Annotated in this window: 14 protein-coding genes; 12 read left to right on the top strand and 2 right to left on the bottom strand. The window is 46.1% G+C overall.

Going from position 1 to position 13,550, the window contains the following annotated elements; all coding sequences use genetic code 11:
• Window positions 1-230: 230 nt before the first annotated feature.
• The 7 genes from Q9R46_RS18740 to Q9R46_RS18710 all read left to right on the top strand — a co-directional run bounded on the left by Q9R46_RS18740 (window position 231) and on the right by Q9R46_RS18710 (window position 5,452).
• On the top strand, window positions 231-755 hold the full coding sequence (locus Q9R46_RS18740) for a hypothetical protein (protein WP_311281279.1): 525 nt from the start codon (window positions 231-233) through the stop codon (window positions 753-755).
• Window positions 755-1,030: a hypothetical protein gene (locus Q9R46_RS18735; RefSeq protein ID WP_311281278.1), complete on the top strand. Its 276-nt coding sequence runs from the start codon at window positions 755-757 to the stop codon at window positions 1,028-1,030. The genes Q9R46_RS18740 and Q9R46_RS18735 overlap by 1 nt, the downstream gene beginning before the upstream one ends.
• A gap of 54 nt (window positions 1,031-1,084) precedes the next feature.
• On the top strand, window positions 1,085-2,479 hold the full coding sequence (locus Q9R46_RS18730) for a glutathionylspermidine synthase family protein (RefSeq protein WP_311281277.1): 1,395 nt from the start codon (window positions 1,085-1,087) through the stop codon (window positions 2,477-2,479).
• A complete protein-coding gene (locus Q9R46_RS18725) occupies window positions 2,467-2,871 on the top strand; it encodes a DUF350 domain-containing protein (RefSeq protein ID WP_311281276.1) in 405 nt (134 codons plus the stop codon). The genes Q9R46_RS18730 and Q9R46_RS18725 overlap by 13 nt, the downstream gene beginning before the upstream one ends.
• A gap of 113 nt (window positions 2,872-2,984) precedes the next feature.
• Window positions 2,985-3,932, top strand: coding sequence for a nucleoside hydrolase (locus tag Q9R46_RS18720; RefSeq protein WP_311281275.1), 948 nt, complete (start codon window positions 2,985-2,987; stop codon window positions 3,930-3,932).
• A 209-nt stretch (window positions 3,933-4,141) separates the two neighbouring features.
• Complete coding sequence (locus Q9R46_RS18715) at window positions 4,142-4,468, top strand: PadR family transcriptional regulator (RefSeq protein ID WP_090921618.1); 327 nt, start codon at window positions 4,142-4,144, stop codon at window positions 4,466-4,468.
• 6 nt (window positions 4,469-4,474) lie between these two features.
• Window positions 4,475-5,452 carry a permease prefix domain 1-containing protein gene (locus Q9R46_RS18710; protein WP_311281274.1) on the top strand — a complete coding sequence of 326 codons (978 nt, stop codon included), beginning with the start codon at window positions 4,475-4,477 and terminating at the stop codon, window positions 5,450-5,452.
• A gap of 121 nt (window positions 5,453-5,573) precedes the next feature.
• Here the strand turns inward: Q9R46_RS18710 and Q9R46_RS18705 are convergent, their stop codons facing one another.
• A complete protein-coding gene (locus tag Q9R46_RS18705) occupies window positions 5,574-6,056 on the bottom strand; it encodes a heme-degrading domain-containing protein (protein ID WP_311281273.1) in 483 nt (160 codons plus the stop codon).
• Between the two features lie 222 nt (window positions 6,057-6,278).
• On the opposite strand from Q9R46_RS18705, the gene lspA reads away from it, so the two are divergent.
• Window positions 6,279-6,761: a signal peptidase II gene (lspA, locus tag Q9R46_RS18700; RefSeq protein ID WP_311281272.1), complete on the top strand. Its 483-nt coding sequence runs from the start codon at window positions 6,279-6,281 to the stop codon at window positions 6,759-6,761.
• A 117-nt stretch (window positions 6,762-6,878) separates the two neighbouring features.
• Here lspA and Q9R46_RS18695 read toward each other — a convergent pair whose 3' ends face one another.
• On the bottom strand, window positions 6,879-7,544 hold the full coding sequence (locus Q9R46_RS18695; protein WP_145413969.1) for a hypothetical protein: 666 nt from the start codon (window positions 7,542-7,544) through the stop codon (window positions 6,879-6,881).
• 152 nt (window positions 7,545-7,696) lie between these two features.
• On the opposite strand from Q9R46_RS18695, the gene Q9R46_RS18690 reads away from it, so the two are divergent.
• The 4 genes from Q9R46_RS18690 to Q9R46_RS18675 all read left to right on the top strand — a co-directional run bounded on the left by Q9R46_RS18690 (window position 7,697) and on the right by Q9R46_RS18675 (window position 13,537).
• Window positions 7,697-9,088, top strand: coding sequence for a hypothetical protein (locus Q9R46_RS18690; protein WP_311281271.1), 1,392 nt, complete (start codon window positions 7,697-7,699; stop codon window positions 9,086-9,088).
• 401 nt (window positions 9,089-9,489) lie between these two features.
• Complete coding sequence (locus Q9R46_RS18685) at window positions 9,490-11,256, top strand: cache domain-containing sensor histidine kinase (protein WP_311281270.1); 1,767 nt, start codon at window positions 9,490-9,492, stop codon at window positions 11,254-11,256.
• Window positions 11,246-12,034 (top strand): response regulator, encoded by a 789-nt coding sequence (locus Q9R46_RS18680; protein WP_311281269.1) that lies wholly within the window; start codon window positions 11,246-11,248, stop codon window positions 12,032-12,034. The genes Q9R46_RS18685 and Q9R46_RS18680 overlap by 11 nt, the downstream gene beginning before the upstream one ends.
• A gap of 165 nt (window positions 12,035-12,199) precedes the next feature.
• On the top strand, window positions 12,200-13,537 hold the full coding sequence (locus tag Q9R46_RS18675; RefSeq protein WP_311281268.1) for an extracellular solute-binding protein: 1,338 nt from the start codon (window positions 12,200-12,202) through the stop codon (window positions 13,535-13,537).
• Window positions 13,538-13,550 lie beyond the last annotated feature (13 nt).

Here is a 13,550-nt window from a genome sequence, read left to right as displayed (position 1 = left end):
TTCGGAAAGGGTGTTTTTCCGCCAAATAAGCTCTGTGGTGATCGTTAGCGCATGAGCGGGGGATAAAATGGGTGGGCAAACAGGTAACTACGCGGGCATGTAGGCTGGCGAGTATGTAGGCTGGAGTACAATTATATAGAGAATCATATAAATGTCTGTGTTTCTTTTTACATGTCTCGGCGAATAGTGTAACTTTTTTCCTGCTCATGCGTTTAATACGTTTGTGTATATTGAATCGGCTCACCTACGAGCTTGCAGATCGGGAGGGACTCACCATTTATTATTCATTGATGTATCGCAGTTGGTCAGAGGATAAACAGGCAGAAACGGGCGTGCTTGAGCAGGCCTCGGTGACGCGGGATGAACTGTTCATGCGTAAGCTGGTGGATGCTACCCTGATTAAAAACAAACTATGGGCCCATCTGTCCAATGAATGTCAGGATCGGCGGGATCACGCCATTTATGTGACTGCGTATGACCAGCAGATGCCGGAAGGGCACGGTGCTGCTATTGCGGATGCAGCGCTGGGCATGTGTAAAATGTCTTCCATGTACGGCCCGGAATATATGCTGTGGAATGGACGTTCCTTTGAGGAACTGCAGCTTGCGGAATCCTCTGGTTACACGATGGAACTGGCCGAGCAGCTGCTGGATCACTACATGGTACGTGGAGGCAAGACGTACGAGTTTTTGTATTCCGTGCTGGATACGGATCGGAAGAAAGTACTGTTTTTCATGAAAGAGGTGGATCTGTAATGAAGGAAGAAAGTGCCAAACCAGGCTCCAAAGCGAAACTGGTCGCCTTCTCGCTCATGCTGGCAGTGCCTGCAGTTCTTGCAGGATGTAGCAGCAGTAATGACGAATGTGACCCCGAATATGATACGGGCTGTGAGTACGACTCCAGCAGCGGTCATTATTATTACGGCGGATCTTCTTATCGCGGAAGCAAAGACGGCAGCAGCTCTTATAAGAGCTCAACCAAATCCAAATCGAGCGGCTTTGGCAGCTTTTTCCGAAGTTCGGGAGGTTAATGACATCATGAAGCAGGCAAATATTCTCGGCATCATCCGAGGGAGGTTGATGGGATGAGGGAAATGTACTCATTGCCGTTCAGTCATGAGGATATTTTCTCGGGCAGGGCTGGTGAGCAGATCCCCTATCACCGCATGTACGGCAAGCAGTACTGTGTGCCCGCATTGACGGTTTATACACCGGAAGAACTGGAGGAGCTGCACTCTGCGGCGGAGGCAGTGGACGCGATCTACGGCAAAGTGATGCGTTTTATTCAGCGATATATGCCGGATTCGTTTCTGGAGCATGCACTTGGCATACATCCGGGGCTGATTCCGGCAGCGCGTATGGAGGCTGTTACAGGGGGAATCACTCGTCAAGACTGGATTATTGGCGAAGCGGGTTTGAAATGTATTGAAAATAATACCGACACGCCTACAGGCATTCCTGAATCGGCGGGACTTGAACGCATTTTGATCGGACGGACAGAAGACCGCACATGGACTGCACCATCTGTGCATATGGATGCACGTATTCGAGACTGCTTCCGAGCATGGTTAACCTTTTATGCTGAGCAAGGGCTGGAGGGTCCGGTCACATTCACCTCTTACGGTGAGCATGTCGAGGATCGTACGAACACCGCCTACCTGATGGAACGCTGCCGTGAGGCGGGGTATGAGGTAAAGTATGCTCCGCTGGAGGAGCTTGAGATTGTGCCAGGAGAAGCACTGTATCATCAGGGCCGCGAGATTAGGCTGTTGTATCGGCTGTATCCGCTGGAATATCTGATTGGGGATCGGGACGAAACGACCGGTGTGGACATTGGTGTTGCTCTGATTGAACTGGTGCAGGAAGGAAAGCTTGGCCTGATGAATCCTGTCCAGCATGTGCTGATGCAAAGCAAGGGTTATATGGCTACCATCTGGTCGCTGTACGAGCGGAATGAGCAGACGCCAGAGTACTGCGGCTTTACGCTTTTTGACGAGGCGGAGATGGAAGTGATCTCACGTTATCTGTTGCCAACCTACTTCACAGCGGAGCCATTTGAGCAGAGCGATGTACCTTACGTTGCTAAAAGCTATTGGGGACGAGAGGGTCGTGGGACAGTTTTGCTGGATCATCAAGCAGAATCCCTTTCCTATTTGAAAAGGGAGCTGGCGACAGACGTCACAGGGGACGGATATATGCTTCTGAATAAAGATGAGAACGAGGACGAAGAGGTCGCCGCCTATTACGAAAATCAGCCTAAGATATATCAGCAACTTGTGCCAATGGAACAAGCTGTCATTCAGACAGAGGATGGGGAATACCATGGTTATTTGCTGACAGGAGTATTTGTGATTGGTGGGCATTTTGCCGGAATGTTACCCCGAGTCGGGGAGAAAGTGACCGGAGATATGGCGTATTATTGCGCAGCCGCTGTACGTGAAGCAATGAATGATGAGGAGGAGAAGGAATGGAAAAGCTAGGGTTGAACCTTGTGAATGTTGCGGTGGGGATCGGTATTCTGTTAGTGGTTTTGATTGTGGGCTATTATGCATTTAGCAAATTGACCCGGTATAACGACAGTGAGGAAATCGCCAAAGGCAACGAGGCAGCAGGGATGTACATGGGTAGCAAGCTGCTGGGTTTGTGTATTATTGTGGGTATGGTGTCGTTCTCAACGCATGCGTGGCTGGATATGCTGCTGTGGTCGGGGCTCGGTATCCTTATTCTGTGCCTGGTTTATATTATATTTGATTTCTTAACGCCTAAAATAAAGGTATGTGACGAGATTGCGCGTGGGAATATGGCGGTAGCACAGTTGTTGCGCTCCATAATCATCGGCGTTTCCATCGTCATCGGTACGTTTTTGATGTAAAATAGACCCTGACGTTTCGCATAGATATATCCGTTGAATGAACATGGTGATTCACACGAGGAGCGTTTGGCGGATATAGAACGAATACTATACAGAAAAAGGAGCGCGGCAGCATGAGAAGAGTCATCATTGATACCGATACAGCAGGAGACGATACGATTGCGATCCTGACGGCATTGCATCATTTTCAGGTGGAAGGCATTACGATTACCGGAGGGAACGTGCAGTTTGACCAAGAGGTTGAAAATGCACTGTACACCGTGCAGGTTGCCGGACACGGCGGCAAGGTTCCGGTATATAAAGGCTGCGAGCGTCCACTCATGGCCTATGGTCAGGCTCAGCATCGTACGGTAGAAGATGTGCATGGCGATGACGGTATGGGCGGCGCGCATTTCCCCAAAGCGGATCAACGTCCCGAGAGCGGGCATGCGGTTGATTTTATAATCGAGAAGGTGCATGCACATCCAGGGGAGATTGAACTGCTGGCCATTGCGCCGCTAACGAACATTGCGATGGCGATTCAGAAGGACCCAACCATCGTTCCTGAGATTGCTCATCTATACATCATGGGCGGAACGAACAATGCATTGGGCAATATTACACCTGCCGCAGAGTATAATTTCTACGTGGACCCGGAGGCGGCCAAAATTGTATTACATGCAGGTATTCCGATTACGATGGTTGGCTGGGAGATGTGCACCCAATATTCCGTAATGGACGATGACGATCATGCCGAGATTGCAGCACTCCGTACCTCGGGCTCCGATTTCTTCATCGCGATCAATAAAGTGGTCATGCAATTCAACAAGTCGGTACATAAATTGAACGGAACAACGCATCCGGATACCCTGTTAATGGCGGTAGCCGCAGAAGAGTCACTCATGACGAAGTCTGGTCATTATTATGTCGATGTTGAAGCGGCAGGGGAATTGACACGCGGATACAGCGTGGTGGATATCAACGGACGTTTTGGTAAAGCGCCAAATGTACGTGTCTGTGAAGCGATTGATCGTCCGAAGTTCAAGTCCATGCTACTGGATGTGCTGTCTGCAATTAAGTAATGGCATCGTTAAATGCAGAGCAGGAGAACCGTTTGTAAGTGGTTGATAGAACATGCGTAGACTAAAATTATAGCTCTTAAATCCGTACCTCTAATCAGGTGCGGATTTTTAATTTTGCCTATTTTTAACCAAACTACTTCATCTGTCGTAGTAAATGTGCTATACTCAAACTACTACGACAGATGAAGTAATGAGGGGGAATACCTTTTGTGATTAGCAGTGACGTAATACGGGGGTATAATGATACGCTGATCCTCTATATGCTGCTTGAAGGAGAATCGTACGGATACGAGATTTCCAAGAACATCAGGCAACTGACCGATGAAAAGTACGTCATGAAGGAGACCACGCTGTATTCGGCCTTCACCCGCTTGGAGAAAAACGGTTATATTGAATCTTTTTATCAGGATGAAAGTCTGGGCAAACGCCGCACGTATTACCGGATTACGCCAGCTGGCCTGGATTACTACAGGGAAAAATGCGAGGAATGGAAGGTTACGCAAGAGGTCGTTAATCTGTTTATCAGGGAGCTGTGATCGGATATGGAGACAATAATGGTGTATCTGGACAATATGTTTGCGGGATTGCCGAGAAGTCCTGAGGTGGAGCGCATGAAGCAGGAGCTTCTTTCGGGTATGGAAGATAAGTATATGGAGTTAAAGCAGGAGGGCAGATCGGAGAATGAGGCGGTTGGCATTGTGATCTCCGAATTTGGCAACATCGAGGAACTGATGGAAGAGCTCGGTATTCAGACGGAGGATGTTGCGGAAACATATCCAATGCTGACCGAAGAAGAGGTTCACGCCTATCTCGCGGCTAAACGGAGTGCAGGCTTCTGGACGGGGCTGGGCGTGTGGCTGTCCTCAGCGGGAATAGCTTTTCTTATATTAATGGATACGTTGTTCGAAAGTATGGGTACATCATCAGATCAAGGTACGGTCAGTATTGGCTCTGTGCTGGGCATGAGTGGTATGTTTGTATTGGTTGCTCTTGCCGTGGGCATGTTCATCTACAGCGGTATGAAGCTGGGGCGTTTCGAATATATGGAGAAAGGATTCCGGCTTCCGCGTGCTCTTCTGATGACTCTTCAGCGAAGCAAGACAAGCTTTGCACTTACTTATCGGGTGGCTCTCATTACAGGCGTGTGTCTGTGCATCCTGTCTCCTGTTTTCATCTTTGCAGGGGCCTATGTGAATGATACCTACGCCGCTTACGGGGTGTCGGCTCTCTTGGCTACAGCGGGGATTGGTGTGTTTTTGTTTGTCTATTACGGTAATATTCAGGGTTCCTATACGACGTTGCTGGAGGACCAGCACCTGAATGCAGCCAAGAGAGAAGAGGCACGAGCGGTACGAGCCGTTGAGGCTGTGGTTTGGCCGCTCGCGACAGCGTTCTTCCTCTTTACGGGTTTCGTCTACCAGCGCTGGGATATTAACTGGGCGATTTTCCCGATTGTCGGCATTCTCTCCGGCAGTTTTAGCAACGTGTATCACATTATGAAAAATAAAAAGCCATCCTGATTCCTTTACTGCGTTCTGGATCGGAAAGTTAAAAAACTGAACCCGTCTTATTCAATCATATAAGGCGGGTTTCCACATGCACAACGTTCCAGGACACGCAGTTATGAGTATAGAGTATGTGTTACCCCTCTAAAAACGAGCGAATGCCGTTGGTAACAAGGTCATGGTCTTCCTCATCAGGCAGACCTGATACCGTGATTGTTCCCACTTGCCCTTCTTCTTTTAAGATCAGCGGAAATGCTCCACCAGCCAGTACATAATCGGAGCCAGATCGTTGGTAATCTTGCTCCAATGTTTTGTTCTCGCTCCGTAGTCGTAAGGCCGTATGCCAGGAGCTGGAGCCGAAGTGGTTGACCACGTTGTTTTTACGCCGAATCCAGTTTTCGTTATCGGGGTGCGTGCCTTCCATCGCATGCAAAAAGAGACGATGTCCCTTTAGCGTAATATCAATGGTCACCGCTTGTGAACGGCGTTTCGCTTCCTGAACTAGATGAAGGCCGAGCTGTAGTGCTGTTTCGGAGTTGAATGTATCCCATACCAGTTCCTGTTCTTCCTGCTGCATTTGCGCTAATCTTGCTGTGATTTCGGGATTTATTGAATTCAAATGAAAGACATCTCCTTCGTATGTGTGATGAAGCTCTACATTCGACGCGTAGCAGGGTCCTACCTGCTTGAAGTGAATTGCTTATTTTATCTGATGTTAGAAGAGACCTGAGGCCGGATCATTTGGAGACGCCATAACCGCTGTGGTAAAGTAAGGGGAACGTTATAATCATTTTTTACAATTGAAATAAAGAGCAATCCAGGCGTGCAGGAGGGGGAAATCATGCTGTTTTATTTTATCGCGTTGCTGGTTACGCTTGTAGATCAAGGTACCAAAATTGCGGTTCGGATGTATATGGAGGTTGGCGAAGTGATGCGGCTTGGGGATTCAGGGATGCAGCTGCAGCATTATGAAAATAGCGGGATAGCCGGAAGCATGTTTCAAGGAAATGCACGTTTGTTCGGGGTGATTGCCTTGCTGTTTATCGCAGGCATACTGTATTACCGGCGTAAAGGCGAGATACGGGGATTCTGGATGCAGGCCGGGGCAGGTTTCATGGTCGGTGGGGCACTCGGCAACGCCATAGATCGCTTTGTTTATGCTCGTGTGACGGACTTTCTGGTGTTTCCGTCTGGCCGGGGCATATTGAATCTGGCGGATGTGGCGATTAACATCGGTGTAGTGATGATCATCATCGGCATGCTGATTCGTGCATACCAGCGGTATCGGGAGAAACGTCTACGTAATGCGCTACCTAAAGGGTAACAGTGATGGATATAAGAAATGATTAGTGACGAACATTCTAATGTATGGTTGCAAAAGAGCCGAAGCAGAGGTTAGTCCTGCTTCGGCTCTTGGTTATGGCGAATTTTTATAAGGGGTTTAGTCATTTAATTTAGATAATTCTGCATCAAGATCGGCTAGTTTTGCAGACGAGGTGGTTAGATCCTTTTGTAAGTATAGCCGGGTCATGATTGCCTCTTCGTTTGACAATTGGGCGAAATTTTCATTGATATATTTTTTATAAATGGCTGTGTTTATTTGGACGATTTCATTTGCAAGTCTTAAACTCTTATCTAAGCTAGTAGTTACAACTAAGTCAGAAGCGGATTCGCTTTGCAAAAGAAGTTTTTCAAACATAGCTTTACTTGAATTAAAGTAGATAAAACCGGGAAGATAATTAAGAGTAATAGGTTCATTCTTATCCAAAGAAAAAGCCTTTTTCCCGTCAGGAGAGTTATAGACCAGTACATAGTTTGCATATTGAATCTGATTTTGTTTTAACTGTTCATAGCTATTGCATAAGAATAGTAATTCTTCTTTACTAATCTTCTTTTGATCCATAGCGCTCTGCAAAGTTAACAAGATTGAATCCGAAGTGGAAAGAATGTTACGTTCGTAATCTGACAGCACCTGACTGTATTGTTGATTTAAATAATCTTTTAGTTTTCCGTTATTCGAATTATAACCAACAACATTTGCAATTAGAGAGGCTACAAGAGCAAGTGTTAAAATGATAATCCAATTTTTTTGGCTCATTTTTTTCATAAGTTAAGGATCTCCTTAGAACAAATTTCGATGTACAACTGTGTATACACTCTATCTTAATTGTAATATCCATTTTATTCAACTCCTTGACAATATATGTATTCTAAAATATATTTATAACTTAAATAATCTTAAATGGGAGGTATTGTAAAATGAAGGCGGTATTAAAGAATGTAACCTTGCTGTCTCTAATTATTGCACTAGTCGTATCCTTTAGTGGAGTTAGTAGCGCTTCGAGTGAGTCTGTTATTGAAAATGGGGAGATCCCTCAAAGCATAACATCTATTCCTGGATACATGGTTTCGAAAGAAAACATTCAAATGGTCATAGGGTCAGAAGAATATTCGAATTACATCGCTGAAGAGAAGTTGGTTCATCGGGCTAAACTATTAATAGATAATTTAACGCTGGATGGCGATGCTGTACATATTAATGGGCTTGTTAGATTCAATGGAGGAGTTGTCCCGCTTCAATTGGATGGTAAATTGTATTCAAGTAGAGAACAATCCGATGGTATTGAAAGTTATGTTGGGGACTTGAAGGAGAATAATGATAGCTTTAAAGTTTTACACTTTAAGATAAAAACCAACGATAAGGCCGATACAAGTCTTATTTCTACAGACTTACGGAACACAGCCAATATTAAATTATATTTACAAGATAAAAAAGGGGATATGTTTTACTTTGAAGAGAAGTTAAATCATTTGAATATAGATACTTCTAAAATCACTACGGATGGATCATATGTAGATAGCCTTTTGGATGGCAACTGGTTTGAACAGATTCTTGCGCCTGCAGAGCCACATAAAATTACTAACGAGGAGATTGGTCCTTTTTCAGCTAATCCCTACATTAAATCGTGTTCCAATGTCTACTATTCAAAAGTCCCTTTTGGTGTGGACGTAGCAGAATTTTATTTCTGTCCTAAAGTTGAGGGGAATATCGTTGATGTTGGTAAAGCAGGTAATGCCAATTGGACTTCCAGACTAACAGTTGCAGAACATGTAAGAGTTAATGGGACCACTACTAATGGTATTGAGCAACGTTATAAAATAGGCGGAGTAACAAGTGGAGGCACTCAAACTCTCGGAACTATCGCAGCGGGTCAGAATACAGTAATTACTTCTAGATTAATCGGTGGAGTATATAAAAAATCCACTTCAGAAATTAAGGCTAACTGGCCTGTTATCATAGGACTTTTCACCAAAAATGTCCCATATTATGCTGCTGGAAAATCAGCATATAATGTACTTACAAGTATCTCGTATAATACAACCACTACAACAGTAAATGATACTATTTATCAAAATGTGGTTGGTAACGTGAGTGGGTACTCCTATAAAATTGATAAATCAGCATATCTATATGATGCAGGTCATTATCTTGATTTAGGTCTTCTAGTTTCCACTTGGGATTCTAAACAAAAAAGTAACGAAAGTACTACAGCTTATATTAATTGGAAATTTGACGTTAGTTTCCTAGGTTCGAAAGTAGAGACGTTAGATTGGAAAATTCCAGTAAACTACAAGGTCAACGTTAATTAGTATGTCACTGGTATAAAAATGGTGTTCTAATAAGACAATTGTTGAGTCAGCTCAAACCTTAAAAAAGGTGTAAAAGAGCATATTAGAAAGAGAGAGGGAGTTAGCAAACAAAGCGCTCCGCTTCTCTCTTTTTTGTTCTGATTTATGGAGAACGGCTAAATCCATTGATTCATAAACTAATATGTGATATTTTGAACTGGTTAGTTTAATCAATAAACAAAGGAGAACCATTCAGAGGAAAACAATATACACGAGAACATTTTTTTATTTTTGCAAGCGCTTCAATATAACCTTAACAGAATAACGTAGATGAATCCGGCATCGAGTGTATCCCGTCATGCAAAAAGAGGGGCGTGAGATGGTGGGTTCTTTTACATGCAGAAAGAGGAGGAAATCAAACGTTGCGGCGGAAAACCAGACATTTTAACTCGCTTCGCAATCAGATCTTCGTCGGTTTTGTAATGGTTATGCTTATTGTGCTGCTACTCGCAGGCATAACAGCCTATGACCGTGTAGCGGCTTTGCTGAAAAGCAATGCCGAAAAGCATATCCATCAGACTGCGGTACAGGCCAGCGGCAGGTTGGATGCATTGATTGCACAGGTGAATTCCCTGACCGCTCAGGTTGCAGATGATGCTTACGTGCAACGTTTGCTGAACGAGGAGAAGCGGGGGCAGAAAGCCACGTTTAATCAGCGGCAGGCGCTACTGCAGATTGCAGGTAGTTACCAATCCTTCATTAATGGTGCGCAGAGCATGGAAATCTACACGACAGATTATAGCCGTATCTTTCCGATGGATGATCGTTCCTTAAGTCATAGGCTGGAGCGGAACTGGATTGTCAAAGCGGACGAGGGTAAGGGGCGACTGGTGTGGGCTGGCTCCGATCCCGACGATCCGGGCATTCTTCTGGCTGTTCGGCGGATCAGTCTGCTGGAGCGTTCCTTTGAGCACGGGGGATACGTGGTTGTACGTATGCAGCGCAGTTTTTTTCAACTGAATGATTCGGCTGGGGCAGACGGCTCCCAGGATTCAATCATGCTGCTGGATGGTGACGGTGAAGTGGTGACCTCTAATTTGGATGTGCATCTCGATCCTCAGGCAGTGATGAACAGTGAATCGGTTGTTCAGAATGGCAAGGAATCTTATATCGTGGTGAAGCAACGATCCGAGTTAACGGGCTGGACACTGGCTGTACTGACACCGCTACGAGAGACTACCGAAGGAGTGTCAATCCTGAGAACGGCATTGCTTGTATCGGGAATTATCGGCGTTGTGCTTTTCTTAGTGATGTCCTTCTTCCTCTCCACGATGATTACCCGTCCGCTAATTCGGCTGATGCGGGCGATGCGCGGGGCACAACCGGGGGCAATGAGACCTAATCTTATGGTCAGCTCCACCTTAGAAATCAATGAACTGAATGATGTGTATAACCAGATGGTGTATAGGCAGAATGAATTGACGCAGGTGGTACATGAGAAGGAGGTCATGCAGTCTCGGGCTGAGATGAAGGCTTTGCAATCCCAGATTAATCCTCATTTTCTGTTCAATACATTAGAGGCATTCTACTGGTCGTTGGAGGAAAAAGGAGAGGAGGAGATGGCGCGGATGGTTATCGCGATGTCCCGGTTATTTCGCTACATCATCTCCAGCCCCCATCAGGATGAATGGGTTACGCTGGCGGACGAGCTTGAACATGTAGAACGGTATCTGAACATTATGCAGATGCGGCTGGGCGACAGAATGCAGTGGGAGATCCGGCTGAGTGAAGAGTTGCGAAGCGTACCCATGCCTAAGTTGCTGATTCAGCCGCTTGTGGAAAATGCCGTTCTGTACGGCATCGAGAATACGTTAAAACCTGGAATGGTAAAGATCAGCGTATATCCTTCATCCATAACAGGTCACGTGTGTGTGGAGGTACGCGATAATGGGCCGGGTATAGACGAGGAACGTCTTCAGAACATTAAACAGGCACTAAATGGTGGTGAACCTGTGGCTCCCGGAAGAGGAGCAGGTATGGGGTTGATCAATGTACATCAGCGTCTACGGCTTTATTTTGGTCGTCAGCTTGGTGAGCATGCCAAACTTACGGTCGAGAGCGAGGTTGGAGCAGGAGCAGTGATCCGATTCGACATTCCTAGGGGAACGGAGGATGCACATGATTCATGAGAGAACGATTCTGATTGTGGACGACGAGCCGCGTACAAGAGAAGGCATACGTAAAACACTTGAAGCATGGTCTGCCGGGAAGAACCGGATTCAGACGGTTGCCAGTGGTGTGGAGGCCAGAGATTGGCTTGCAAGCCAGCCAGCTGACCTGCTGATTACGGATGTACGCATGCCAGAGTTGTCTGGCTTGTCTCTGGTGGAAGCTATTCAACATTTTTCTATCAAACCTGCGGTGCTGATCATGTCAGGGTATGCGGATTTCAATTATGCGCAACAGGCGATTAAGCTGGGTGTGGTGGATTATTTGCTCAAGCCGATTGATAAAGAGCAGCTACTTCAGACGGTACAGAAGGCACTCTTTCTTCATGAGCAGCAACGACGTATTCAAGCGATGCAAGAGATCGTTGACCCGAAGCTGGTAGATATCCGGGAACGGAGGGAGCAGCAGGATCATACCCCAATTGGAGAAGCTCTGACCTACATTGAGACACATCTGGGTGAACCGATGACGATGCGGGAGCTTGCCGATTCCCTGCACTTGAATTCCAGTTATTTCAGTGTGCTGTTCAAAGAACAGGTCGGACTGAATTTTAGCGAATATCTCATGCGCAAACGGGTACAGCGAGCGAAGGAATTGCTAGTACAGACGAACCTGCCCATATCCGAAATTGCCGAGAGAGTAGGTTATCAGACCGATAAATATTTTATCAAAGTATTTAAAAGCCTGGAGAACATCAGCCCGAGTAAATATCGCCATGCTGTGAACGAAAAGGATTAACCGATGGGATGAAGGAGGATTCACTTCTTCAACAAAACAGGGAATGAATACTCAAAATAGTGGAGTTTTTCCAAATCATTCTACCCTTATAGGCTGATGTTGCCCATGCTACAATTTTTTTAAAGCGGTTACAAAACCGAAATTCAACTATTGGGGGTTGGAAATATGAAAAGAAAGACACTGGCGATGATCCTGTCATGGACACTGATTTTGGCTGTCATTTTGTCTGGATGCAACAATGCAGGTTCCGGGGCGGGCAATGATTCCGGTAGTAATGCAGGCGGCGGTGACAGTGGCGGAGACGGCAAAGTTACTCTGAAATTCATGCATCTTTGGCCTGCTGGCAGTTCCGCACAGCAAAACAAGCTGGTTAACGATATTATCCAGCAGTATCAGACCGACAACCCAAATGTGACGATCAAGCAGGAAGTGCTGGAAAATGAACAATACAAAAACAAACTGAAAATTCTGTCTGCTTCCAATGAACTTCCTGATGTGGGCGTAACCTGGGCTGCGGGATTCCTGGAGCCTTATGTGAAGGGCAACCTGTTTGCACCACTCGATGATTTGCTGAAAGGGGACCTGGGTGAGAAGTTTATCGCCGGAACGACCGAGGCTTACGCGGTAGACGGTAAAACGTATGCACTGCCGATCGAGCTGAACATCTCCCCTATTTATTACAACAAAGCGATTTTTGAAAAATATAATTTGCAGCCACCTGCGACTTATGATGAATTCCTGAGCGTAATCAAGACACTGACTGACAACGGTGAAGTGCCGATTGCATTGGGGAACAAGGACCGCTGGACGGGGTCACTCTGGTACATGTACCTGGCGAATCGTGTAGGCGGGGATGCACTGGAGAAAGCCATTAACGGCTCTGGCAAGTTTGACGATCCGGCATTGACACAGGCTGCGGCCGAAGTGCAGAAGCTGGTGGATATGAACGCATTCAACAAAGGTTTTAACGGCTTGTCCAACGATGAGGGTAAATCCGAATTCATGAATGAAAAAGCAGCGATGTATCTGATGGGAACGTGGGAGTTGCCTAACTTTACAACGAACCCGGATATTCCGCAGGAATTCAAGGATAAGGTAGGATTTTTCAAATTCCCGACGATTGACGGCGGCAAAGGAGACATTAACAGCTGGGTCGGCGGACCGGGTGTGGGATTGTTTGCGGCTCAGAACTCGAAAGTGAAGGATGAAGCACAGAAATTTATTCAATACTTTGTGGAAAAATGGGGCGAAAGCTCTGTGACCGAAGCAGGGGTCATTCCAGCAACTAAAGTGGATACGGCTGCAGTACAGCTGCCACAGCTTTACATCGATCTGTTGAACGAGTTAAATCAGGCGAGCAGCTTGACCCTCTTTGCAGATGTACAGATGAAACCGGCTGCTGCCCAGGCGCATCTCGATATGATTCAGGCACTGTTTGGTAAAGCGGTAACACCGGAAGACTTTGTGAAGAATCATCAGGCTGCGATCGACAAAGGCAACTGATGTAGACCTCACC

Source organism: Paenibacillus sp. RRE4 (assembly GCF_031844205.1).
Taxonomy (GTDB): Bacteria; Bacillota; Bacilli; order Paenibacillales; family Paenibacillaceae; genus Paenibacillus; species Paenibacillus xylanexedens_B.
Note: the sequence above shows the minus strand (reverse complement) of the source record. Positions and strands in the feature narration are given on the sequence as shown.

Coding starts and splice junctions, on each gene's coding strand:
- Q9R46_RS18690 (WP_311281271.1), top strand. CDS start 7,697: ATGAAGGCGGTATTAAAGAATGTAACCTTGCTGTCTCTAATTATTGCA.
- Q9R46_RS18680 (WP_311281269.1), top strand. CDS start 11,246: ATGATTCATGAGAGAACGATTCTGATTGTGGACGACGAGCCGCGTACA.
- Q9R46_RS18710 (WP_311281274.1), top strand. CDS start 4,475: ATGGAGACAATAATGGTGTATCTGGACAATATGTTTGCGGGATTGCCG.
- lspA (WP_311281272.1), top strand. CDS start 6,279: ATGCTGTTTTATTTTATCGCGTTGCTGGTTACGCTTGTAGATCAAGGT.
- Q9R46_RS18695 (WP_145413969.1), bottom strand. CDS start 7,544: ATGAAAAAAATGAGCCAAAAAAATTGGATTATCATTTTAACACTTGCT.
- Q9R46_RS18725 (WP_311281276.1), top strand. CDS start 2,467: ATGGAAAAGCTAGGGTTGAACCTTGTGAATGTTGCGGTGGGGATCGGT.
- Q9R46_RS18730 (WP_311281277.1), top strand. CDS start 1,085: ATGAGGGAAATGTACTCATTGCCGTTCAGTCATGAGGATATTTTCTCG.
- Q9R46_RS18735 (WP_311281278.1), top strand. CDS start 755: ATGAAGGAAGAAAGTGCCAAACCAGGCTCCAAAGCGAAACTGGTCGCC.
- Q9R46_RS18675 (WP_311281268.1), top strand. CDS start 12,200: ATGAAAAGAAAGACACTGGCGATGATCCTGTCATGGACACTGATTTTG.
- Q9R46_RS18720 (WP_311281275.1), top strand. CDS start 2,985: ATGAGAAGAGTCATCATTGATACCGATACAGCAGGAGACGATACGATT.